27 protein-coding genes are annotated in these 20,885 nt (G+C 71.4%); 21 read left to right on the forward strand and 6 right to left on the reverse strand.

Features of this window, described 5'->3' with window-relative positions; translation table 11 throughout:
* The first annotated feature begins 603 nt into the window (after positions 1-603).
* Positions 604-1,368, forward strand: a complete 765-nt coding sequence (locus AB0L59_RS30050) for a Clp protease N-terminal domain-containing protein (protein WP_365589712.1) — start codon at positions 604-606, stop codon at positions 1,366-1,368.
* Positions 1,369-1,416: 48 nt separating this feature from the next.
* A complete protein-coding gene (locus AB0L59_RS30055; protein WP_365589714.1) occupies positions 1,417-3,114 on the forward strand; it encodes a bifunctional 3'-5' exonuclease/DNA polymerase in 1,698 nt (565 codons plus the stop codon).
* 40 nt (positions 3,115-3,154) lie between these two features.
* Here the strand turns inward: AB0L59_RS30055 and AB0L59_RS30060 are convergent, their stop codons facing one another.
* Both AB0L59_RS30060 and AB0L59_RS30065 read right to left on the reverse strand, forming a co-directional pair.
* On the reverse strand, positions 3,155-6,526 hold the full coding sequence (locus tag AB0L59_RS30060) for a BTAD domain-containing putative transcriptional regulator (protein WP_365589716.1): 3,372 nt from the start codon (positions 6,524-6,526) through the stop codon (positions 3,155-3,157).
* Between the two features lie 637 nt (positions 6,527-7,163).
* A complete protein-coding gene (locus tag AB0L59_RS30065; protein ID WP_365589718.1) occupies positions 7,164-8,057 on the reverse strand; it encodes a glycosyltransferase in 894 nt (297 codons plus the stop codon).
* A 328-nt stretch (positions 8,058-8,385) separates the two neighbouring features.
* Here AB0L59_RS30065 and AB0L59_RS30070 point away from each other — a divergent pair, with 328 nt between their 5' ends.
* Positions 8,386-8,583: a hypothetical protein gene (locus tag AB0L59_RS30070; protein WP_365589855.1), complete on the forward strand. Its 198-nt coding sequence runs from the start codon at positions 8,386-8,388 to the stop codon at positions 8,581-8,583.
* Here AB0L59_RS30070 and AB0L59_RS30075 read toward each other — a convergent pair.
* Positions 8,561-8,836, reverse strand: a complete 276-nt coding sequence (locus AB0L59_RS30075) for a hypothetical protein (protein ID WP_365589720.1) — start codon at positions 8,834-8,836, stop codon at positions 8,561-8,563. The two genes, AB0L59_RS30070 and AB0L59_RS30075, sit on opposite strands and share 23 nt — an antisense overlap.
* Before the next feature lie 774 nt (positions 8,837-9,610).
* Between AB0L59_RS30075 and AB0L59_RS30080 the strand changes: the two genes are divergently transcribed.
* From AB0L59_RS30080 to AB0L59_RS30140, 13 genes are all read left to right on the forward strand, one after another.
* Positions 9,611-10,006 carry a hypothetical protein gene (locus tag AB0L59_RS30080; RefSeq protein WP_365589722.1) on the forward strand — a complete coding sequence of 132 codons (396 nt, stop codon included), beginning with the start codon at positions 9,611-9,613 and terminating at the stop codon, positions 10,004-10,006.
* A complete protein-coding gene (locus AB0L59_RS30085) occupies positions 10,003-10,650 on the forward strand; it encodes a hypothetical protein (RefSeq protein WP_365589724.1) in 648 nt (215 codons plus the stop codon). Before AB0L59_RS30080 ends, AB0L59_RS30085 begins: the two co-directional genes overlap by 4 nt.
* Complete coding sequence (locus AB0L59_RS30090; protein WP_365589726.1) at positions 10,647-11,006, forward strand: hypothetical protein; 360 nt, start codon at positions 10,647-10,649, stop codon at positions 11,004-11,006. Before AB0L59_RS30085 ends, AB0L59_RS30090 begins: the two co-directional genes overlap by 4 nt.
* Positions 11,003-11,200 carry a hypothetical protein gene (locus AB0L59_RS30095; protein ID WP_365589728.1) on the forward strand — a complete coding sequence of 66 codons (198 nt, stop codon included), beginning with the start codon at positions 11,003-11,005 and terminating at the stop codon, positions 11,198-11,200. The genes AB0L59_RS30090 and AB0L59_RS30095 overlap by 4 nt, the downstream gene beginning before the upstream one ends.
* Complete coding sequence (locus AB0L59_RS30100; protein WP_365589730.1) at positions 11,197-11,367, forward strand: hypothetical protein; 171 nt, start codon at positions 11,197-11,199, stop codon at positions 11,365-11,367. The genes AB0L59_RS30095 and AB0L59_RS30100 overlap by 4 nt, the downstream gene beginning before the upstream one ends.
* Complete coding sequence (locus AB0L59_RS30105) at positions 11,364-12,311, forward strand: hypothetical protein (protein ID WP_365589732.1); 948 nt, start codon at positions 11,364-11,366, stop codon at positions 12,309-12,311. The genes AB0L59_RS30100 and AB0L59_RS30105 overlap by 4 nt, the downstream gene beginning before the upstream one ends.
* A gap of 5 nt (positions 12,312-12,316) precedes the next feature.
* A complete protein-coding gene (locus tag AB0L59_RS30110) occupies positions 12,317-12,490 on the forward strand; it encodes a hypothetical protein (protein WP_365589734.1) in 174 nt (57 codons plus the stop codon).
* On the forward strand, positions 12,487-12,792 hold the full coding sequence (locus AB0L59_RS30115; protein WP_365589736.1) for a hypothetical protein: 306 nt from the start codon (positions 12,487-12,489) through the stop codon (positions 12,790-12,792). Before AB0L59_RS30110 ends, AB0L59_RS30115 begins: the two co-directional genes overlap by 4 nt.
* Before the next feature lies 1 nt (position 12,793).
* Positions 12,794-13,003 carry a hypothetical protein gene (locus tag AB0L59_RS30120; protein ID WP_365589737.1) on the forward strand — a complete coding sequence of 70 codons (210 nt, stop codon included), beginning with the start codon at positions 12,794-12,796 and terminating at the stop codon, positions 13,001-13,003.
* Between the two features lie 2 nt (positions 13,004-13,005).
* Positions 13,006-13,191 carry a hypothetical protein gene (locus AB0L59_RS30125; RefSeq protein WP_365589853.1) on the forward strand — a complete coding sequence of 62 codons (186 nt, stop codon included), beginning with the start codon at positions 13,006-13,008 and terminating at the stop codon, positions 13,189-13,191.
* A gap of 94 nt (positions 13,192-13,285) precedes the next feature.
* Positions 13,286-15,376 carry a cell division protein FtsK gene (locus AB0L59_RS30130; protein ID WP_365589738.1) on the forward strand — a complete coding sequence of 697 codons (2,091 nt, stop codon included), beginning with the start codon at positions 13,286-13,288 and terminating at the stop codon, positions 15,374-15,376.
* 149 nt (positions 15,377-15,525) lie between these two features.
* Positions 15,526-15,750, forward strand: coding sequence for a hypothetical protein (locus AB0L59_RS30135; RefSeq protein WP_365589740.1), 225 nt, complete (start codon positions 15,526-15,528; stop codon positions 15,748-15,750).
* 95 nt (positions 15,751-15,845) lie between these two features.
* Entirely contained in the window at positions 15,846-15,977 is a 132-nt protein-coding gene (locus AB0L59_RS30140; RefSeq protein WP_365589742.1) for a hypothetical protein, read from the forward strand.
* A gap of 71 nt (positions 15,978-16,048) precedes the next feature.
* On the opposite strand, the gene AB0L59_RS30145 is transcribed toward AB0L59_RS30140, so the two are convergent.
* The 3 genes from AB0L59_RS30145 to AB0L59_RS30155 all read right to left on the reverse strand — a co-directional run bounded on the left by AB0L59_RS30145 (position 16,049) and on the right by AB0L59_RS30155 (position 17,393).
* Positions 16,049-16,378: a DNA-binding protein gene (locus AB0L59_RS30145; protein WP_365589744.1), complete on the reverse strand. Its 330-nt coding sequence runs from the start codon at positions 16,376-16,378 to the stop codon at positions 16,049-16,051.
* Between the two features lie 185 nt (positions 16,379-16,563).
* Positions 16,564-17,058: a DUF3883 domain-containing protein gene (locus tag AB0L59_RS30150; protein WP_365589745.1), complete on the reverse strand. Its 495-nt coding sequence runs from the start codon at positions 17,056-17,058 to the stop codon at positions 16,564-16,566.
* Positions 17,055-17,393 carry a ClpX C4-type zinc finger protein gene (locus tag AB0L59_RS30155; protein WP_365589747.1) on the reverse strand — a complete coding sequence of 113 codons (339 nt, stop codon included), beginning with the start codon at positions 17,391-17,393 and terminating at the stop codon, positions 17,055-17,057. The genes AB0L59_RS30150 and AB0L59_RS30155 overlap by 4 nt, the downstream gene beginning before the upstream one ends.
* A 657-nt stretch (positions 17,394-18,050) precedes the next feature.
* Here AB0L59_RS30155 and AB0L59_RS30160 point away from each other — a divergent pair.
* The 5 genes from AB0L59_RS30160 (at position 18,051) to AB0L59_RS30180 (ending at position 20,667) form a co-directional block, all read left to right on the forward strand.
* Positions 18,051-18,782: a DUF6879 family protein gene (locus AB0L59_RS30160; RefSeq protein ID WP_365589749.1), complete on the forward strand. Its 732-nt coding sequence runs from the start codon at positions 18,051-18,053 to the stop codon at positions 18,780-18,782.
* Between the two features lie 9 nt (positions 18,783-18,791).
* Positions 18,792-19,631: a helix-turn-helix transcriptional regulator gene (locus tag AB0L59_RS30165; protein WP_365589751.1), complete on the forward strand. Its 840-nt coding sequence runs from the start codon at positions 18,792-18,794 to the stop codon at positions 19,629-19,631.
* 87 nt (positions 19,632-19,718) lie between these two features.
* On the forward strand, positions 19,719-20,183 hold the full coding sequence (locus AB0L59_RS30170) for a hypothetical protein (RefSeq protein WP_365589753.1): 465 nt from the start codon (positions 19,719-19,721) through the stop codon (positions 20,181-20,183).
* The gene (locus AB0L59_RS30175) at positions 20,180-20,518 is read left to right on the forward strand and encodes a hypothetical protein (RefSeq protein ID WP_365589755.1); all 339 of its coding nucleotides are present in this window, start codon (positions 20,180-20,182) and stop codon (positions 20,516-20,518) included. Before AB0L59_RS30170 ends, AB0L59_RS30175 begins: the two co-directional genes overlap by 4 nt.
* Positions 20,515-20,667, forward strand: a complete 153-nt coding sequence (locus AB0L59_RS30180) for a hypothetical protein (protein WP_365589757.1) — start codon at positions 20,515-20,517, stop codon at positions 20,665-20,667. Before AB0L59_RS30175 ends, AB0L59_RS30180 begins: the two co-directional genes overlap by 4 nt.
* The last annotated feature ends 218 nt before the right edge of the window (positions 20,668-20,885 follow it).

Below are 20,885 nucleotides of genomic sequence, written 5' to 3' on the forward strand. Positions count from 1 at the left end.
GCCAGGCCGAGGAGCACCACTGCCGGACGGCCAGCGCCGAGGAGCACCGCTACCGGAGGACCGGACCGCGAGCGTGCCTGCCGCACGGCCAGGCCGAGGAGCACCACTGCCGGACGGCCAGCGCCGAGGAGCACCGCTACCGGAGGACCGGACCGCGAGCGTGCCTGCCGCACGGCCAGGCCGGGGAACACCGCTACCGGAGGTCCGGACCGCGAGCGGGACTGCCGCACGGCCGGGCCGGGGAGCACGACTGCCGCACCGCCGGACACGGATGCACGACCGCCGCACGGCCAGGCCGGGGAGCACCGCTGCCGGAGGTCCGGACCGCAAGTGGGCCCTGCTGGGCGGCCGGACCCGGGAGCACGGGCGGGCGTTCTGGTGAGGTGCCGTCACCGACCTCCTCGACCCGAGGGTGATCCTCTTCGACGTCTCCTTCCTGCCGCAGTTCGTGAGCCCGGACCTGGGACATGTGCGCGAGCAGTTCCCCGTAACTGGGCTTCGCGGGACGGTGTTCTCCGCTGTAACAGCCGGTCCAGGCCACAGGAAACACCAGGGTGTCAACCATCGGTTGACAGTCGAGGGAGCGCAACCTACGGTTGACACATGGCGACCAACCCGAACATCACGGCATCCGTACGCCTCGACGACCTCATCGAGGCCATCAAGAAGGCCCACAACGAACCGCTCGAGCAGCTTCAGGACGCGGTGATCACCGCCGATCACCTCGGTGACGTGGCCGACCACCTGATCGGTCACTTCGTCGACCAGGCCCGGCGCTCCGGCGCGTCCTGGACCGAGATCGGCCGGAGCATGGGCGTGACCCGGCAGGCGGCGCAGAAGCGGTTCGTGTCGAAGGAGTCCGCCGACCTCGATGCCGGCGACTTCAGCCGCTACACCCCCCGCGCGCGGAACGTGGTCATCGCCGCGCACAGCGAGGCGGTGGCCGCCCGCAACCCCGAGGGCCGTCCCGAGCACCTGGTCCTCGGGCTGCTGACCGAGCCCGAGGGCATCGGCGCGAAGGCCATCACCGAGCAGGGCGTCCTGCTGGATTCCGTACGACAGGCGGCGACCGCCGCGCTCCCGGCCGCCGCCGAGAACGTCCCGGACCTCATCCCCTACGGCCCCGATGCCAAAAAGGCCCTGGAACTCACCTTCCGCGAGGCCCTCCGGCTCGGCCACAACTACATCGGCACCGAGCACATCCTGCTGGCGCTGCTGGAACAGGAGAACGGCCAGGGAGTCCTCAGCGGCCTCGGCATCACCAAGGCCGCGACCGAGGCGTACCTCGCCAAGGTGCTGTCGCTGCTGGCGGAGCAGAAGAACCCGCTGGCCGCCGGCGCGGACGAATCAACCGCATCGGAGGACTGAAACCGCAGGTCAGAGCGATTGTCAGACCCGCCTGCCACACTCGCTGTCATGACCGACCGGTGGGCACTCGCACCGGCCGAGGACGGAGGCGTGGACGTCGCCCCCCTCGGCCGGGACGGGCTGCCCGCGGGGCCGGTGCGGCGGGAGAGCGATCTCGCCGGGGCGGTGCGGAGCCGCCCGGAGGTGACGCGCTGGGTGTGGCGGTCCACCCCCGAGGTCTACCCACGTCTGCTCGCCACGGGGGTGCGAGTGGAACGGTGTTACGACATCGAGGACGCCGAAACACTCCTGCTGGGCCACGAGGGCCGGTACGGCGAGCCACGCTCGGCCGCCGCCGCCCTGGCCCGCCTCCGGGGCGGCCCCGTACCGCCGGATCCACCCCAGCGCTCGGCCGAACCGGGCGCCCAGTCACCGCTGTTCGAGCCCACCGGCACCCGCCTGAGCCTGACCGACCTCCTCGCGGTCTACACCGACCAGCTGCGGCGGCACGAGCGGACCGCCCACCCCGACCGGATGCGGCTGCTGACGGCCGCCGAGTCGGCCGGAATGCTGGTGGCCGCCGAGATGAACCACGCGGGCCTGCCGTGGAGCGCCGAGGTCCACCGCGGCCTGCTGCACGACCTGCTGGGCGAGCGGTACGCGGGCGGCGGCGAGCCGCGTCGCCTCGCCGAGCTGGCCGACGAGGTGTCGGCCGCCTTCGGCCGCCGCGTCCGGCCCGACCTGCCCGCCGATGTGGTCAAGGCCTTCTCCCAGGCCGGGATCAAGGTGCGCTCGACCCGCCGCTGGGAGATCCAGTCCGTCGACCACCCGGCCGTCGCCCCCCTCCTGGAGTACAAGAAGCTGTACCGCATCTGGGTGGCACACGGCTGGTCCTGGCTGCAGGACTGGGTCCGCGACGGCCGCTTCCGCCCCGAGTTCCACGCCGGCGGCACCGTCACCGGACGCTGGGTGACCAACGGCGGAGGCGCACTGCAGATCCCCAAGGTGATCCGCCGGGCCGTGGTCGCCGACCCGGGCTGGCGGCTGGTGGTCGCCGACGCCGACCAGATGGAACCGCGCGTGCTCGCCGCGATCTCCCGCGACCCCGGTCTGATGGAGGTCGCCGGCCGCGAGAGCGACCTGTACCAGTCCGTGTCCGACCGCGCCTTCTCCGGCGATCGCGACCAGGCGAAGCTCGCCGTACTCGGCGCCGTCTACGGCCAGACCTCCGGCGACGGTCTGAAGAACCTGGCCGCGCTGCGCCGCCGCTTCCCGAAGGCCGTCGCATACGTCGACGAGGCCGCCCGCGCGGGCGAGGAGGGCCGGCTGGTGCGTACCTGGCTCGGCCGGACCTGCCCGCCGGCCGCCGGGTCCGGCGACGCGGCGGAGGAGGCCGGCATCCCCGTCGGCGCGGACGACACCGAGACGCAGGCCGACGGCCAGGCCGCCTGGGTGCCGGGGTACGCCTCCACCAACTCCCGGGCGCGCGGCCGCTTCGCGCGCAACTTCGTCGTCCAGGGCAGCGCCGCCGACTGGGCCCTGCTGATGCTCGCCGGGCTCCGCCGGGCCTGCGCGGACCTCAAGGCCGAGCTGGTCTTCTTCCAGCACGACGAGGTGATCGTGCACTGCCCCGCCGAGGAGGCCGACACGGTCGTCGGGGCCATCCGCACCTCCGCCGACCTCGCCGGCCGGCTGACCTTCGGCGAGACACCGGTGCGGTTCCCGTTCACGACGGCGGTGGTGGAGTGCTATGCCGACGCCAAGTGAGGGCCGTCCAGGCGCCCTGCGGTTCCTCTCCGTGGGCCGTTCACGGGCCCGTCGCGCACTCCGCGAGAAGCTCCCGCAGCTCCGCCACGACCGCCCGCTCGTCGGTTCCGTCGAGCGCCGCGAGCGCCGCGCGCCAGACGCCGTACGCCTCCCCCCGCCGCCCCCGCGCGCGCAGCAGCAGCCCGTGCTGGTGCCGGGCCAGTCCGCCCATGTAGCGGTCGGCGCGGGTGTCGGCCCGGCTGAGCAGCTCGGCGCACTCCTGGGCCGCCCGCTCGGTCTCCCCCAGTTGCCGCAGGGCGCGGACCAGACCGAGCCGGGTCTGGGACTCGCCGTGCCAGTCACCGTGGCCACCGAGGATGCGCAGGCTCTCCTCGAAGTGCCCGGCGGCGGCGGCCGGTTCGCGCAGGGCGAGATGGGCGTAACCGATGTTGCAGTGCGCCGAGTGCTGCACGATGACCGCGCCGATCGCGTCGCCGATCGCCAGCGAGCGCCGGTGCTGCTCGATGGCGGCACGCGGGTCGGTGTGCTCGTAGAGGTTGCCGAGGTGGCTGTGGGTGACGGCTTCCCCGTAGGGGTCGTTCAGCTGCCGCGAGTAGGCGAGGCTCTGCCGCAGCGCCTCCCCGGACTCCGTGAACCTCCCGAGCCCCTCCAGCAGCAGCCCGCGGTTGTTCAGGCAGCGCCGGATCCGGGACGCGACGCCGAGCCGACGCCAGATCTCCAGGGCCTGGTCGGTGAGGGCGAGGGCGTCCTTGTGCCGGCCGGTCAGGAAGTGCAGGCCCGCGAGGTCGCCGAGCGCGTACGCCTCGGCCGCCGCGTCCTCGAGCCGCCGCGCCGCCCCGAGCGCGGCCCGCCCCAGCACCTCCATCTCGGCGACGTGTCCACCGCGCTGGACATAGGGGAAGAGCAGCCGCACGAGCGCCGAGAGAGAGGCGGCCCGGCGCGGGTCGGACGTGCCGGCATTGCGTGACACCAGGGCGACGACGTTCTCCAGCTCCATCTCGCCCCAGGCGAAGGCCTCTTCGGCGGACTCGAAGGACGACAGCCGGGCCACGTCCGCCGCGTGCTCCGGCGGCTGCGCGGAGGTCGGGCGGCGTCGGTCGTCCTGGTCGATCCCGGGCTCCACGATCGCCCCCAACACCCGCTCGGCGACGGCGGCATACCAGCGGAGGGCGGTCAGATCGGGGTGCGGGGTGCCGGCGGAGTCCGCCTGACGGAAGGCCGAGGGCTTCGCGCCGGCCCCCGCCCCGGTGTCCGAGCGGGCGCCCCGAGCCCCGGCACCGGCTCCCCGGCCGCTCGGCTCCCCGCCGTCCGTGGTCCGCTCCGTGTCCGCCAGTTCGCGGGCGAAGTCGCGGACCAGGTCGTGCGGGGCGTAACGGCCGTAGGTGGTCTCCCCCAGCAGGGCGACGTCGACGAGGCGGTCGAGGGCGGCCTCGGCGCGGCGCTCGTCGGTGCCGGTGAGGCGGGCGATCAGCGGGGCGCCGTAGGTCGGCAGGTCGAGCGCGCCGATGCGGCGCAGCGCGCGGGCCGCGTCCCGGTCAGCCTCGCGATCGGCGGCGTCGAGCGCGTCGTGGGCGACGGCCAGGGAGCGCCGGACGCTCAGGTCGTCGTATTCCAGGTGGCGCAATCGGCCACCGGTCTCGGCGAGTTGACGGGCCAGCACGTCGGGGGTGAGGGCGTGGCGGGCGGCGAGCCGGGCGGCCACGACCCGCAGCGCGAGCGGGAGCCGGCCGGTCAGCTCGACCAGCGCGTGCCCGGCGTCCAGTCCCTCGCGTCCACTCACCGCGCGCAGCAGTGCCGCGCTGTCCTCGCCGGTGAGCGGGGCGAGTGGGAAGCGCCGGGCTCCGTCGAGGGCGGTCAGCGGCGAGCGGCTGGTGACGATCACCGCGCAGCCGGGCCCGGCCGGCAGCAGGGGCCGCACCTGTGCGGCGTTCGCCGCGTCGTCCAGTACCAGGAGGATGCGGGCCGGTGCGAGCAGCGAGCGGAGCAACGCGGCCGCCGCGTCCGGGTGTTCGGGAATGCTGCAAGGCTCGGTGCCCAGGTCCCGGAGCAGCGCGGCGAGTGCCTGGGCGGAGGTGAGCGGGGTCATGCCGGGCGTGGCGCCGTGCAGGTCGACGTACAGCTGGCCATCGACGAATCGTTCCCGCAGTTCGTGCGCCACATCCAGGGCGAGCGCGCTCTTCCCGACACCCGCCATGCCGCTGATCACGGCGATGGCGGGGGCCGGGGCGGGCGGCTCGGTGAGCGCGTGCCACAGCGCGCGACGCACGTCCGCGCGCCCGGTGAAATGGGCCGGTGGCGGCGGGAGTTGTGCCGGTCGCGGGGCCTGCCGGCCGTCGGGTGCGATGGTGCCCTCGTGCGGGACCGGCGCAGCACCCTCCTCCTTGGCGGTGTCCGGCAAGTGACCGGGGTCCCGCGGCCGTTGGCGGGCGGCCTCCTCGGCGGCCCGGCGCCGGCCACCGCGCTCCCCGTCCGGCCACCGCTCCTCGTCGCTCCCCCGCAGCACCTCGACATGCGCCTCGCGGACCGCCGGACCGGGTTCGATGCCGAGTTCCTCGACCAGGCGGGCGCGCAGATCACGGTGGACGGCGAGGGCCTCGGCCTGACGGCCGGTGCGGTGCAGGGCGAGCATGAGCTGGCGGTGGTACGCCTCGCGCAGCGGATACTCGGCGACCAGCGCCGCGAGCTCCGGGACGATTGCGGACAGCCGTCCGCCGCCCAGGGCGAGTTCGGCGTCGTAACGCCATTCCAGCAGGAGCAGCCGGGCCTCCTCCAGACGCTGCACCAGCGCGTATCCGCCGAGGTCGGCGGGCAGTCCGCTGAGTGGCGTGCCGCGCCAGAGCGCGAGTCCGGCCGTGCAGGCCCGTAGGACAGCCGGCCAGTCCCGCCAGGCGTGCGCGGCACGCGCCTCGGCGACCCGGGCGTCGAAGACGTGCACGTCCAACTCGCCGTGATCGACACGCAGTACGTATCCCGGGGGTACGGCCCTGAGCCGCTCGGGGTCGTCCAGGAGCCGGCGCAGCCGGGTGACGTGGTTGTGCAGCGATGCCTGCGCGGAGACCGGCGGCGCCCCGCCCCACAGGGCGTCCTTCAGCGACTCCACCGACACGACCCGGCCCGGTTCCAGCAGCAGCGCGGCGAGCAGGGCGCGCACCTTGGGACTGCCGATGGCCCGAACGCCGTTGTCGGGGGTGCCGTCGCGGGTGGGCCTGTGGGTGGGATCGCGGTAAACGGGGTCGCCGGAGGCGGACTTGGGGGGACGGGAGTCGGTCGCGGCCGACGTTTCGCGGTGGATGCCGTCGGCGTCGGGGGTGCCGGGAAGAGTGCCGAGGGGCTCGTACGAGATCCCGGATGGCGGTCGGTCGTACAGGACCGGTGGCCCCAGCAGTCCGAACCGCAACTCGCACCGGCGCATCACGCCGCTCCACTGCCTTCCCGCCCGGTCGGGGCCGACCGTGCTCCGCGGCGAGCGTGTGCCCGCCGTTCCCTGGCGGAATTCCGCCCTGTCCACAACGGTTTCCCGCCACCTTCCGCCGACCGGTCCGGCCCCGGATCGGCCTGTTGGACGGACTGCTTCGGAAAACCGTCGGCGTGTTCCGGCCAACGGCTCCGCGACCTGCCGACGAACCGTTGGCCACATGTTAGCGATCCGTTGGCGCATCCTGATGTGATCATTTCCATCGGATCCGGCCCGACGGTGCGCGCGTATGTCGCGTAACTCGGGGGAGTGTCGCCGCCGGCTGGGTCCGGGGACGCAAGGGGCCCCGGTCGGCGGAGGTGAACGCCCGGGGCCCCGTCCCGTTCTCTTCTCCACCCGCCGTCGTCGGTACAGGGCTCAGCACACCGGTGAAGTCCCCGGCCATCGCGGCCCGGCCACCGAATCGACATCGGGATGCCCCGCGCCGACGTCGGCAGCCGGCACCGGCACCGGCACCGGCACAGGGGCCACGGTCTTCCGACGGTGGGGCCGAGCCCCATATCACCGTAGAACCACCAGCCTTCAGGTCACCGACGCCCCTCCGGTCCCCGCCTCACCGACGAGACCTCGCCCCTCAGATCACCGGCGGACGCCCCAGCCGGGTGAGGCGCCACACCGTTCGCCAGCGCATGGGGCGGCGGTCGCCGGCCGGTTTCCGCAGCCCCTCCACGAACCCGCCGAGCCACGCCTTCAGCCCAGCCGGGGAGCGGGTGCGGGCGAGGGTGAGCAGCGTCCACACCCCGAGGTGCACCGGGACGAGCGGAAGCGGCAGCCGACGCCGGACGAGCCAGACACGGTTGCGGGCGTTGACGCGGTAGTAGATGGCGTGCCGGGCCGGGGAGGTCTTGGGGTGCTGGAGCAGCAGTTCGGGGGCGTACAGGATCTTCCAGCCGGCGTCGGCGGCGCGCCAGGCGAGGTCGGTCTCCTCGTGCGCGAAGAAGAACTCGGCGGGCCAGTCCCCCGTCTCGGCCAGCATCGCCATGCGCAGGGCGTGCGCGCCACCGAGGAAGCCGGTGACGTAACCCCCGCGCAGCGGATCCGACTTGCCCACGCGGGGCACGTGCCGCTGCTGGGTCTCGCCGTGCTCGTCGGCGATGCGGAAGCCGACGATGCCGAGGCGCGGGTCGGCGGCGTACAGGTCCCGTACGCGCCGCAGTACGTCGGCGTCGACGAGCAGCCCGTCGTCGTCCAGCTCCACGACCACGTCGACGTCGTCGTACTCCCGCAGCCGAGCGAGGGCGACGTTCCGGCCGCCCGGGCAGCCGAGGTTCTCCTCCACGTCGATCGTGGTGACCTCGCCGGGCAGGGAGAGCCGGCGGGCGAACTCGGGCAGCCGGCAGCCGTTGCCGACGATCACGATGCGGGCGGGGGCCAGGTCCTGCTTGGCCACGGACTCCAGCAGGGCGTCGACCTCGGCGGGCCGGTTGCCCATGGTCACCACGGCGACGGCGATCCTCGGCTCCACCACGTCCCTCACCCCATCCGGCCGACGGCGGCACCACGCCCTGACCGCGCGGTGCCCGCCGTTCACCAAGATGTTGCCTCAGGTCCGCGGGTTCACCCGACCCCGATTCACTTTGCGGCCCCTTCGCTCCGCTTTTGTCGGCGAATTCCCTCTCGCCCTCCGCGCCGCCCCGGCCACCCCGTGCCGGACCACCCGCTCCGGCACCCTCGACCGGGTCTAGCCCCGTCCGGTAGCCCCCGTCCGGGTGCCCGCTACCGCGCCGGCCTTGATCACATTAACGTCGCCAGGTCGGCGAACCGACGGAGGGGACACAGGGGGCACGGACGACGCCATGAGCGACAGCGGCAGCGGTGAGAGCCGCCGTCATCTTCAGCGGATGGATCGCGCCGTGCAGGTGTTCAGCACCAACCGCCACAGCGGCGGAACCACGGTCAACATTCGCAAAGCCGTCTTCAAGCGCAACCACTTGCACGGTGAGGACTGCCCTGCCGTTTACGACCTGGGTGCTAGCTCACCGCCATCAGGATGATGCCGGTCAGCACAGATGCGAGGCTGACATCGTCTGCCCACCCGGAGTCGCTCAGCGCCGTCGAGGAGACCACCACCTGCCAGCACAGAGCGAAGGCAACCGTCAGCTGGCCGTAACCGTGGAGGCGAACGCGGCGAATCTGATGCCGGTTCCAGCGCATGGGGAGCACCCAGCCACTGGCGATCGCGGCTATGCCCGACGCCGCTACGAGCAACGCCACCAGAACGAGAGGTACTGCGAAATAGAGCTCCATGGCCCCTCCCCCTACGCCTCGGCCCCACACCGACGCCGCCGAGATCATGACAGCCGCCGCACGCCTCGTCCACGCACTTCGTAGCTCACGACTCTCCCGATCTGCCGGACGGTCCGAGCTACGCCAAGGGCGGCCCCCGCGTCTCGCCAGAGAACTGGGGCCGCCCTTGTCACCCGGCACGCTCACATCGAACCGGAGGCCTCAGCATGACCCGAGCGAGCACCATCCGGCGAGTGCTCACACCTGTCGAAAGACGCGATGCGCCGAGTGGGCGATCACTTCACGCCCCGTCTGGAGTCGGCGACTGAGACCAGAACTGAGACCCTGGGCAGCCGAGCGGAGCGCGCGCCGCCGCCGTCGCTGTATCCGCTGAACGACAAAACCCCAGGTCGGAGGCGATCCGTCCTGGGGTTCCAGTGGAGCCGCCTTCGGGATTCGAACCCGAGACCTACGCATTACGAGTTTCCGTGATGACCGGTCGCCGCAATGCGCCGTCGGTCGTAATCGCTGGTCAGAGCGGCTTTTCTGCGTCCGCGACCAACTCCGACCGCGGGCGAACCGCAACTAGCAATGCAACTGCAGCGGCTCCACGCGCACCACGTGAGCGGCAGCCGACCCGCCACGTCCTGAGCAGGTGGGTCCACGTACTTGCGCGACCGTCAGCGACCCACTAATCTACGAGTAAGCGACGCCGCTTACGCAAGCGGCCCCCGCCGGTGCGCCAACACCGAGCGGGGGCCTCACGGAAACACCTGACATCACCAGGAGTCCGCTGTGACGCATCCTTCCATCCGCCGAGAGCGCCGCGCCAATCGCCGCTCTCTCCGCGCCGAGCTCCGCCGCCGCACCACCCACAACCGCCTCGCCTCCAGCTGCCACCGCCGCCCCCGCTCCCTCGCCACCGTCGCCATCGCCGCCGGCGTCGAGAAGACCACCGCGACCGGCTGCGCGAACAGCCTCCGCACCGTGGCCAAGCGCCTCGGCGTCACCCCGGCCGCCACCGCCCGGACCCGCCGCACCGTCGCCGGTGGCCGCGCCCACCGCACCCACCGTGTTGGCCGCTACACCCTCGGCCAGGTCGCCCGCCTCACCGCTGCGTACCGGCCGCGCAAGGCCGAGTACATCGCCGCCGTCGCTCTGATCGCCGCCTTCGCCGGCGGTGCCCGATGACCGACGTCACCACGGCGCCCACCATCCGGGTGGGCGCCCTGCCCCCGGCCGCCACCAACCTGCTCACTGCCGTCCTCGAAGCCATCGACCTCCCCTACCCCGCGAGCATGGGATGGCAGGAGGCACACGACCGGATCCTCAACGAGCGGGTCATGCACGCCAAACTGGCGCTGCGCAGCGTCCTCGACGGCAACTCGCTCGGCCTGGACTGGGACGCCAACTACCTGCGGGAGAAGCTGGCCCAGCACCCGGTGCAGGGCTACGTCACCACCGAACAGGCGCACGCGGCGATGGCCGAAGGCAAGTCCTGGTCCGAGGCCGTCACCCTGCCCATCGAGCCCGAACCCCGCTGCCCGGCCGCGCACTCCGAGGACCCGACGCCGTGCGTCGGCCCCGTCGTCGTCACCGTCCTCGACCGGGAGAACGCGGGCGCGGACGGCTGCGCGCACCACGCCGTCCGGCTGCTGGCCTCCCTCACCGGAGGCCAGCCGGTGGCCAAGCCGGACGCCCCCGACGGGATCGCCCTACAGGTCTTCCGCACCGCTGGCCGTACCCGCCCCTTCCCGTGGCTGACCGACGCGCCGCGTACCCGCTTCGAGCAGCTCAGCGACGCCGAGAACCACGCGAGGGGTGAAGGCCGGTGAGCACCGAACCCCGCACCGTCACCGTGCACACCCTCGACCACGGGAACGTGACGGTGCCCGAACCCGCCTGGTGCACCGGCCGGCACGAGCAGGACGTCGACCGCGCCGACCTCACCCACTACGGCCCGGAGCTGCGGCTGCACTTCCGCGGCGAGCATCTGTGGACGGCGATGCTCGCGCAGGCCCCGTATTCCCCCTCGCCGCTCCCCAGCGTCTACGTCGAGCAGACCGGCTACACCGCCACCCTCGACCCGGCCGGGCTGCGCGAGCTGGCGGACGCCGAGCAGGCGCACGCCGGCTACCTGCGCCGCCTCGCCCGCGACCTGGAAGCCCTGCAGGACGGGAGCGACCAGTGAAGAGCAGCTACATCCGTCGGCCGACCGAGCACGCCGCCCTCCGTGCGGTGTGCCGGTCCACCCGGCCCCTTCCGTCCGTTCCTGCCCTGATGGCCGCCCTGGTCGACGCCGTCGACCGCCAGGACCGCGAGGGCGTCTGTCTCGCGTCGCACCGTGTGGTGCGCGCTGCTGCCCCGAAGGAGTTGGGCGAATGAGCACCGCGACCCTGCCCCGTATCCCCGCGGACGCCTCGGACGAGCTGCTGCGGAAGCTGCACGCCGAGGCCGTCTGGAACGTGCCGTTCGCCGAGCGGCGCACCTGCCCCGAACACCTGAACTGGCGCGACCGCTGCGCCCAGCTGCACGTGAAGGAGACGTCGTGAGCAACCTCAAGAAGGCGACACCCTGGGTGCTGCCTGCCATCCTCACCACCATCGCTGTGGCGTGGGCCATCGACGCGATCGGCGGCATCCTCGCCCACCAGGCTGCGGCCCCGTTCGCGTACAGCGTCGCCGTCCTCTATGACGCCGTCTGGCTGTACGCCCTCGCGCAGGAGACCGCGCACCGTCGGCAGGGGTCCAGTGCGAGGCTGCCCGAGGCGATCGGCTGGACCTTCCTGCCGCTCACTGTGGCGATTCTCGCCGCGCGCGGCCTGATGGCCGGCGACGTCCTCGCCGCTGCGGTCGGCGCACTGATCCCCGTCCTCGCGAAGATGACTCTGGTCATGGCCATCGACCGGGACCGCACCCGGATTAGTGCCCGCGCCCAGGCCGCCATCGACCGGACCCGTGCCGCAACCCGTGACCGCATCGCCGTGTCCCGTGCCGTGGCCGCCGCCCGCGCGGACGAAACGAAGGCCGCGGCGGACATCCTGAAGGCAACCCGCGAGGCCGAGGCGGACGCCGTCACGGTCACCCACGACGCCTACGAGCAGTACGCAAACGTCATCGACCGGCACCCCCTGCCGGAGCCGATCGGGGAGCTTCCGGGGCTCATCTCTGACACCGACTTGGACGCCCTTCTGTCCGGGGGTGTGCCGGACGGCGTTCCCGCACTTGGCACGGGGGGTTTCGGCTCCTCCAGCACCGAGCCCGGCACGCCCCCCGGAACGCCCTCTCTGGACGAGGCCAAGGCAGCCAACGAGAAGGCCGTCGCGCTGCTCGCCGCGCAGCTGTACGCCGCCGCTCCGCCGCCCTCGAAGCGCAAGTTCCGGACGGCGATGCGCGCGGCGATGAACGCCCGCGGTCTCACCGGGTCGTGGGACACCATCGACGCTCTGTACGACCGGGAGAAGGCGCTTGCCAGCCCTGCCGAGGGTGGGGAGTGATGGGGATGCGTCCGCTCCTGTTCGGCGCTCTGCTCGGCATTCTGTGGGCCATCTTCGGGCTGCCGGCGGCCCCCGTGACCGCCGTCGTCCCGGTGGTGGTTCAGCCGGTCACGGTTGCGTTCGTCCTCGGCCTGGCCGCCCGTCCGTACCTGCCTCGGTTGAGGGGGTGGGCGCGGTGAGCGACGCCATCGAGAAGGCCGCCCGTGACGCGGTCGAGGCCGCCGACAACACGGAGCTGACCCGGCAGATCGCGGCGATCCTCGCCGCGCAGCAGCTCCTCAACCAGCAGCAGCCGCAGGCGCCGGCCGCACCGGCTCAGCCGTTCGACGCGAAGAAGTGGCTGGTCATCGGGGGCGTGGTTGTCTCCGTCGGCATGGTCGCCGCTTTGTTCGCCGTGGCCATCGCGATCGGCGCGACCTGCGCGACGGCCTGCCTGCTGATCCTCCGTTCCCTGTACCGCGACTATCAGAAGGGGAAGTGACATGACCCGTGAACAGGCCCTGAGTCGGGCCGTTGATGCCGCCAACGAGGCCAGGGCCCTTGCGGGCAAGGCCAAGGACGCCGCCTACGGGCGTGAGAGCACTGCCAGGACTGCGCTGTACGCCACGGCCAGCCGCGCCTGGTCGGACGCCGCGCAGGCGTACATCGGCATTGCCGCCGAGCTGGCCGTCGACGAGAAGCCGGAGGCGTGACCATGGCGCTCACCGACAAGGACCCGCACAACCTGCGCGAGCTGGCCGCGACCGTCGTCCTCGGCTACCGCATCACCCGCCGGCAGGAGAAGGGCCAGCCGACGAAGGCCCTGGAGAAGCGCGTCGACCGGATCCGGGAAAAGGCGCAGGAGCGCGAGGACCAGCGCGGCAAGGGCCGCAAGAAGTAGCTACGCCCCGGGGGTGGCCGCACCACGACCAAGCAGGGGCCGCCCCCGGGCCCAATCCCGTAACGCAATACGAAACGAAATCGGAGAGGTCATCATGACCGACACCGTCCCGGAGCAGGTAAACGGGCACGTCAAGCCTGAAGTGTCCCTGCTGAAGTTCGCCCCCGAGCAGCCAGACGCGCGCGTACCCGTCGACAACCCGAAGCTGCCCGCTCCCGGCGTCACGGACGAGAAGCGGAAGCCGATCCTGCCAGCCTGGCTGAAGGACAGCACCGAGTTCTGCACGGCCGCCAGGCACACGGCCAGCCGGCTCGGGTACGCGTCGATGTACCACGGCGTCCGCCTGCCCTGGTACGGCCTGCAACTGGCGATGATGTCCCCGCGCGGCGCCTGCCGGTTCATCACCTCGACCAACCGGTGGGTGTGGGACCGCGAGGCCGCCCCGCTCCGCGACCACGCGGTACGCACCGAGGACGCCGAGGAGTACATGCACCTGGCCCGGCTCCGCGGCAACCGCGTCCGCCTGCGCGGCCTGATCACGGTCGTGGCCTGTGTGTTCGGCATCGGCTTCGCCCTGTGGCTGTACGTCATGGCCCCGGCGTACCTGTGGGTGTTCGCGGCCGGCGGGGTGCTGACCCTCGGCTACTTCGGCCAGCAGCCCGACGCCCCGGTCATCGGCCCGGCCGTGATGCGTACCGAGCTGCAGAAGCTCACCGGCACGATCGTGCTGCGCGGCCTCGACAGCATTGGCAACCCGCGTATCTCCGCCGCCATCAAGAAGGGCGGGGATATGGACGGTATGCGCTTCACCAGCGAAATCGTCCGCGACGGGCCCGGCTACCGCGCCGACCTCGACCTGCCCTACGGCGTCACGCCCGACGACATCATGGAAAAGCGCGAGGCCCTCGCCTCCGGCCTGCGCCGAAAGGTCGGCTGCGTCTGGCCGTCCGGCGACCCCGACGAACATGAGGGCCGCCTGGTGCTGTGGGTCGGCGACCGGCCCATGAACGAGACGACGAAGCCCGCGTGGCCGCTGCTGAAGGACGGCCGCGTCGACCTGTTCAAGCCGATCGTGTTCGGCAACGACCAGCGGATGCGCTGGGTCGAGGTCACCCTGATGTTCGCCGCCATCGTCATCGGCTCCGTGCCCCGCATGGGCAAGACGTTCCTGCTCCGCCTGCTGCTGCTCATCTGCGCCCTGGACCCGCGAGCCTGGCTGTTCGCCTTCGACCTGAAGGGCACCGGCGACCTCGGCGCCCTGGAGTCCATCTGCCACCGCTACCGGGCCGGCGAGGAAGACGAGGATGTCGAGTACATCCTGCACGCGCTGCGGGAGATCAAGGAGGAGTTGCGGCGCCGGGCGAAGGTCATCAAGAGTCTGCCGCGGTCCCGCTGCCCGGAATCGAAGGTGACGCCCGAGCTGGCCAGCGACAAGAGCCTCGGCCTGCACCCCATCGCCATCGGCATCGACGAGTGCCAGGTCGTCTTCGAGCACGAGAAGTGCGGCGCTGAGATCGAGTCCATCTGCACGGACATCACCAAGCGCGGCCCGGCGCTGGGCATCATCGGCATGTTCGCCACGCAGCGCCCGGACGCCAAGTCCCTGCCGCCGGGTATCTCCGCCAACGCTGTCCTGCGGTTCTGCCTGAAGGTGATGAACCACCAGGCCAACGACATGGTGTTGGGCACCGGCATGTACAAGTCGGGCATCCGGGCGACCATGTTCAGCCGCCGCGACCTCGGCATCTGCTGGATGTCCGGCGAGGGAGACGACCCGCGCATCGTCGCCTCGGCGTTCGTCGACGCGCCCAAGGCCGAGCTGGTCGTCGCCCGCGCCCGGAAGATGCGCGAGGAGTACGGCAACATCACCGGCCACGCCCTCGGCGAGGGCCCGGCCGCCACGGTCGGCATGGACGTCCTCGGCGACGTCCTGAAGGTGGTCGCCGCCCGCGAAGAGCAGGTGTGGAACGAGCGCGTCGCCAGCCGCCTCGCCGAGCTCCGCCCCGACGTGTACGACGGCTGGACGGCCGCCAACGTGACGACCGCGCTGAAGCCATGGGGCGTCACCATCCGCGACGTGTGGGGCGAGACCGACGACGGAGAGAAGGCCACCCGCCGCGGCTTCCGCCGCGCCGACGTGGTCGCCGCCGTCACCCGCCGTGAGGCCGACAGGCTCGCCGGCTGACCTCGAAACGCTGCTAGGCCTAGCAGACACCCCTGCTAGGCCTAGCAGCCCCGCTAGCACCGAATCAGGCCCCTGAGCTGGCAACTAGCGCCTAGCGGGGGCATCACTGAAACCCCGGGAAAGGCCCGGATTGAAGGGGGACAGACCTCATGCTGACTGCGATGGCCGCGACGCTGCTATGGGCCGGTGGTTACGCCGTGTTGTGCTGGGCGAAGCCGTTCGCCCCATGCCGGAAGTGCCGCGGCCTCGGCCAGATCGAGCGGCTCGGCAAGCTCCGGATGTGCCCGCGCTGCCACGGCCAGCTGCTCCGGCTGCGCGTCGGCCGCCGCCTGCACAACTACTGGCGCCGCACCCACCAGGCTGGCACGCACTGAGGAGCGCGACACACCGAGGAATGTTGGAGTCCTCGCTGTCCCAGGCCAGTGCCGGAACCTAAGGCACGAAACAACTCACCCGTATGGAGGTATCCGTGAGCCAGACCTACGAGGCGTGCCCCTGCGGCGGCACGATCATCGTCACCCCTACGCGCCCCGGTGCTGAGCCCCAGCGCGAGCACCGCAACGCCGACCACCAGCCGGCGCCCTGCCCGCTCGACCGCTAACCCGTCACCGCCGCTCCGCGCGAGCACTTCGGCCCCCGCCTCGTTCGCCGAGGACGGGGGTCGTCGTGCGTCTACCAGCCGGCCGCCGCCCGCTCGGCTTCCCGGGGCACTGGGCCTACCCAGCTGGCTGAGTGGCGGCGCCGACGGGGGATCGTGCGGCCCTTGCGGGGGTCGCCGGCGCGGAGCGCCTCGTAGATGGCGGCGCGGTCTTCGCGGTTGGTGATGATGCGGCGGCCGCTGTAGCCGTGAAGGTGGCGATGCGCTTTTAAAAAGCGGCGGAGCCAGGAGACCGAGCAGCGCAGAACGTGCGCCGTCTCCTGGACAGTCATGTACTCCTGGTCCGGGTACTCGGGTGCCACGGGGTGGTGGTAGCGCTTGACGCAGGCGTGATCTTCACTCACACCGGAATGCTCTCCAGCGTCCTGCTGGACGAAGCGGACCTATGGCACAAACCAAATCTTTGGATGAATCATCGTGTCCGTCAGCACGCTGCCCGGCGGCAAGGCAACGGTGGGCGACCTTAGCTGTCCGCTCAGGTCACCTCCAGCGCACCGCATCCTGACGCGGTTGAAGGGCAACCGCGGAGTCACAAGCTGACATCGACCTGCTCTCCACCGGCGAGGACGTCCGTAGGCGCAGTGTGCCATCGGCCTTCGTCGCCCACTCGTCGGTATTGGCCTTCTGGGAGCACCCGAGCGGGAGTGATCAGCTGCCAGGGCAGCCGACTCGGGTCCTCGACGACGACCAGGACCGGAGCCGTCTTGCAGTCCAGCACGACGTACAGCCACCAATCTGGTCCAAGTTCGAGCATCGCCTCACGCTGCCGGTCAATGATCGGAACCGAGGAACCGCGTCCGCCCTTGCCCTTCACCTCGATCAAGCGGGCGAAGCTGCCATCCCGTTCACGCGACACCAAGTCGCATGTGAGGCTTCGGGCGCCAGGATGTCGCTTTTGGGCCCACTCTCGAACCTCCCCGCGGAGTCCCACAGGCCAACCATTGCCAACGTAGGTCACGGTGCGGCCTTGTGATCGCTCGTAGCCGACCGCCAACTCAACGGCCGTCCGCTCAATCGGGTTCACGGTTTAAGGCAGTCATCGCAGATGAAAATGCCACCGTTCGCCGCGATCAGCCGTGCCACCTGCTCCCAGCCCTTGTGGCAGACGGCGCATTGCGGTTCTGTCTCAAGGCACCGCGCACGGCCGCGGTTGCACTCCCGCTGCTCCTCCTGGCTCATGTGCTTCCAGCAAGACTCAGGATCGGGCGCCTCGACGTGGGCAGTAGGCCAGATCGTCCTCTTCGCTTTGCACTGCACCCCGTTCGTGCGTTGACGGGTGCACCGTTTTGTTTCTGGCCAGATCGTCTGACCAGTCACGGAGTGGCGGCAGCCACAGAACGGCAGTACCTCAGTCGTCATAACCCGGTTCCTACACCTTCGATCTCAGCAGGCAGGGCCGACCGACACCTGTACCTTCTTGAGACGCTTTGCCGGGGTGGCATCAGCGTCATAGCCGGGGTTATCGCTCGCCCACGCTGCTTCTGTGCACGCCCCAGGGACGGTCGGCGAAGTCTTCCGCACCATGTCAAAAGTGGACTCGCAGTTCGGGTAGCCGTTACCACCCAACCTCTGAGCCTGGTCGGGAACACCGGCCACTCTCATCCACAAGATGACGTCCCCCACAGTCGGGCAGCCCTTCGCAGAGGCCGAGGGCTTCGGCTTAGCCGCGCTGCGGGTGGGCGCAGCCGCAGCATGAGCACCTGCTGCCGGCGTCCGGGATGTGGCGTGCGCCGGCGTCGGTGCGGCGTTCGGTGATCCGCTGCTGCAGGCAGCGGTCAGCAGGATGGCGGCGATGGGCAGGAAGCGGCGCACGAGGCCCCCTCTTTCTCAGCTGTGCGAACCTGCACCAACAGTGGCGGTTGATGGCAGTCGGGGGGTGCCTGTTGCCGGACTGTAACCCCGTCCCATCAGTCCCGAGGGGTTACCCCGCCTTCACTGCACCGCCCGACGGCCCACTGTTCCCTCACTGCTTGCCCGGACTACCGTGCGGCCACCGTCTATCCCAAGGGGGATCGCATGACCCGCAGGCTGTGGAAAGTCGGCACCAACAGCGGCAACAACGGTTGCCCCACGCTGTACACCACGCCGTCCGGTGACTACGTCGTTCAGGGCGACCGCGTCATCGACCCCGAGGAACTCGGCCAGCTCGAGAACCTGACCACGCATGAGGGGGCGGTCGTCGTCCCGCGGGAGTTGCTCGCGAACTTCGGTCCCCGCGAGGCTGTCCACGTGCCTCAGATGATCAGCTTCGAAGAGTTCGACGGCATGTTCACCACGCTCCGCCACTCAGCGTGGCGGCTGGAGACGCGCCGCCGCTACGCCTGGGACGAGCAGCAGGACACCTACCGGCAGTTCCTCGCCGCCGGCCGCGTCGGCTGGGACCTCGACGACCCGTGGTGCCTCGAACGCCGCGAGCAGACCGCCCTCGGCAAGCGGTTCGATCGGGTGCGGATCCTCGACGAGCCGCCCACCGAAGGCCAGCGGTACCTACTCGACAACGCCCGACGGAACACGGCCGCCGGCGAGACCATCCGCGTCCTCACCCGAAGCAAGGCCGCCGAGCTGCAACTGCCGAACGCGGACTTCTGGCTGTTCGACGCGCGCGTGGTCGCCCTGCTCCACTTCGACGACGCCGACGAGATGACCGGCGTGGAGCTCATCACGAACCCGGTCGAGGTGCTCCGCTACGCCCAGGCCCGCGAGGCTGCATGGCACCGTGCCGTGCCCTACGACCACCACCGCGGGTAACTTGCCGGTGTGAGCACGGACTTCCAGCAGGCCCGCGAGGCGCTCGGCCGCCGGCTCCGCGAGCTGCGCGGCCAGCGCACCCAGCGTGACCTGGCGGGCCTGCTCGGCTGGCCGCAGGCCAAGGTGTCCAAGCTGGAGACCGGCCGGCAAACCGCCACCGCGGAAGACCTGAGCGCCTGGGCTACGGCCACCGGCCACCCAGCCGCGGCCGAGGAGCTCGCCGCCCGTCTGCAGGGCCTGGAGACTCACACACGGTCGTGGCGCCGCCAACTGCGCGCCGGGCACCGGCCCGTGCAGGACGTCCTCACCGTCGAATACGAACGCTCCACCCGGCTACGGGCATGGGAGGGAGCAATGGTGGTCGGCATGCTGCAGACCGCGGACTACGCCCGGCACGTCTTCACGCGCTACGCCGAACTGCAACAGTCGCCCCGCGACGTAGAGGACGCCGTGCGGGCCCGCATCGGCCGCCAGGCGCTGCTGTACGAGCCGGGCCGGGTCTTCCACGTCCTGCTGTGGGAAGCGGCCCTGTACGCCGCTGTGGCGCCTCGGGACGTCCTCGCCGGGCAGATGGACCGACTCGCCTCCGTCATCGGCCTGGACACCGTGCAGCTCGGCATCGTGCCCTTTGGTGCGCAGCTCGCCATCCCGCCGGCCAACGGGTTCTGGCTGTACGACGACCGCCTCGCCATCGTCGAGGACTGGCACGCCGAACTGTGGCTAGACGACGCCGACACCGTCAGCCTGTACCGCCGTGTGTGGGACGCGCTCGCCGCGGCGGCCGTGTACGGGACGCAGGCGCGCCGGCTGCTCGCGCGGGCCCGCGCCCAGGCCTCCGACCTCGCGTGAGCATCACGGCGAATCACGCCAGCCACTAGGCGAATATTCGCGAATCACACCGTGCCGTGATTCGCGGCTGTCCCTAACGTCCTGGTCATGGCCCACCCGACGCGCTTCGCTGCACAGTACGAGGCCGGGGACACCTGGCTTGCTGAGTGCAGCGACGCCCCCCTCGCCGTCCACACAGCATGGGATCAGGAGACACTCGCCCCCATCGCCTCCGGCGCTCACTGGCTTGTCGCCGAGTCCAGCCTTACGCGAGGTTGGCCGGCGGCCTCGAGGATCCGGAACTCACCACACGGCCCCGTACTCGCCGACCCCGACGCCAACCGGATGCACTGGCTGATCGCGCCGAACGCGGCCGAGGAACTCGCCGACGTCCGGCACCTGACTGTGCATCCCGAGGGCTGGCTGCTGCTGTGCCCGCCGACGGGCTGGCAGGTGGAAGGCCGGTTCTGGCTGTGGCGCCCCGACGGTACGGGCCACCTCAACGACCCCGCACTCATCGCCGCCGCCTTCGGCCCCGGCACCTACCGCACCGAAGCGGAGGCCCTCGCATGACGACCGCCGAGACCCGCGCCCTAGTCGACATCCCCACCGAACTCCTGCCGCTCATCCCCCTGCCACCCCTGGAAGTCCTGCCGGACGCCAGGGCGCGCGGCGCCGAGTGCGTGTGGGGCGGCGAACCGTTGTCCACCGCGACGGCCATTGACCTCGGCGAGCGCGAGACCGACGGGGGCCACTGGTTCCCCCGGGCCTGCCGGCCCTGCACACGGCGTGCCGTCCTGGCCGCGCGCAACGACCACCCCGGCCGGTGCGAGCAGTGCGCGGACGACGCCACCCTCTGCGAGACCCGCCGCGCCTTGCACGCCCTCGTGTTGGAGCTCCGCCGATGAACTGCGCCCGGTGCAACGTGCCGTTCCGGCCCGGCGAGACGCGCCGAGAGATCTACATTGACGGCGCGACCGCGGGCGGTGCCGTCATCGTCGTCCACGCCTACGCGTGCCAGCGCGCTCTCCAGCAGACGGCGCCGACGCGCCGCTGATACTCCCGTGCCTGGCATGCCGACGTGCCGGGTGCGGGCCAGACTCCAGCGGGACCTATCTGACGGCGAAGACGAGGGTCAGGGCGCTGGAGACGCGGGATCGTCCCTGCGCCCCTGTCAGGGGCGATCCCGCACCATGAACGCCCGTCCGTCCTCAGCACCCCCGTCCCCCGGGACGAGAGGACGCCGCGGGTGTAGCAAGGCCCCCGCGGCGTCCT

Origin of the sequence: Streptomyces sp. NPDC052109 (genome assembly GCF_040680195.1) — a bacterium.
GTDB lineage: Bacteria > Actinomycetota > Actinomycetes > Streptomycetales > Streptomycetaceae > Streptomyces.

What these genes read in the sequence shown, in the direction of transcription:
- AB0L59_RS30180 (WP_365589757.1), top strand. Translation starts at nt 20,515, where the DNA reads ATGAACTGCGCCCGGTGCAACGTGCCGTTCCGGCCCGGCGAGACGCGC.
- AB0L59_RS30135 (WP_365589740.1), top strand. Translation starts at nt 15,526, where the DNA reads ATGCTGACTGCGATGGCCGCGACGCTGCTATGGGCCGGTGGTTACGCC.
- AB0L59_RS30055 (WP_365589714.1), top strand. Translation starts at nt 1,417, where the DNA reads ATGACCGACCGGTGGGCACTCGCACCGGCCGAGGACGGAGGCGTGGAC.
- AB0L59_RS30060 (WP_365589716.1), bottom strand. Translation starts at nt 6,526, where the DNA reads ATGCGCCGGTGCGAGTTGCGGTTCGGACTGCTGGGGCCACCGGTCCTG.
- AB0L59_RS30085 (WP_365589724.1), top strand. Translation starts at nt 10,003, where the DNA reads ATGACCGACGTCACCACGGCGCCCACCATCCGGGTGGGCGCCCTGCCC.
- AB0L59_RS30170 (WP_365589753.1), top strand. Translation starts at nt 19,719, where the DNA reads ATGGCCCACCCGACGCGCTTCGCTGCACAGTACGAGGCCGGGGACACC.
- AB0L59_RS30175 (WP_365589755.1), top strand. Translation starts at nt 20,180, where the DNA reads ATGACGACCGCCGAGACCCGCGCCCTAGTCGACATCCCCACCGAACTC.
- AB0L59_RS30130 (WP_365589738.1), top strand. Translation starts at nt 13,286, where the DNA reads ATGACCGACACCGTCCCGGAGCAGGTAAACGGGCACGTCAAGCCTGAA.
- AB0L59_RS30155 (WP_365589747.1), bottom strand. Translation starts at nt 17,393, where the DNA reads ATGACGACTGAGGTACTGCCGTTCTGTGGCTGCCGCCACTCCGTGACT.
- AB0L59_RS30075 (WP_365589720.1), bottom strand. Translation starts at nt 8,836, where the DNA reads ATGGAGCTCTATTTCGCAGTACCTCTCGTTCTGGTGGCGTTGCTCGTA.
- AB0L59_RS30120 (WP_365589737.1), top strand. Translation starts at nt 12,794, where the DNA reads ATGACCCGTGAACAGGCCCTGAGTCGGGCCGTTGATGCCGCCAACGAG.
- AB0L59_RS30070 (WP_365589855.1), top strand. Translation starts at nt 8,386, where the DNA reads ATGAGCGACAGCGGCAGCGGTGAGAGCCGCCGTCATCTTCAGCGGATG.
- AB0L59_RS30125 (WP_365589853.1), top strand. Translation starts at nt 13,006, where the DNA reads ATGGCGCTCACCGACAAGGACCCGCACAACCTGCGCGAGCTGGCCGCG.
- AB0L59_RS30110 (WP_365589734.1), top strand. Translation starts at nt 12,317, where the DNA reads ATGCGTCCGCTCCTGTTCGGCGCTCTGCTCGGCATTCTGTGGGCCATC.
- AB0L59_RS30160 (WP_365589749.1), top strand. Translation starts at nt 18,051, where the DNA reads ATGACCCGCAGGCTGTGGAAAGTCGGCACCAACAGCGGCAACAACGGT.
- AB0L59_RS30050 (WP_365589712.1), top strand. Translation starts at nt 604, where the DNA reads ATGGCGACCAACCCGAACATCACGGCATCCGTACGCCTCGACGACCTC.
- AB0L59_RS30100 (WP_365589730.1), top strand. Translation starts at nt 11,197, where the DNA reads ATGAGCACCGCGACCCTGCCCCGTATCCCCGCGGACGCCTCGGACGAG.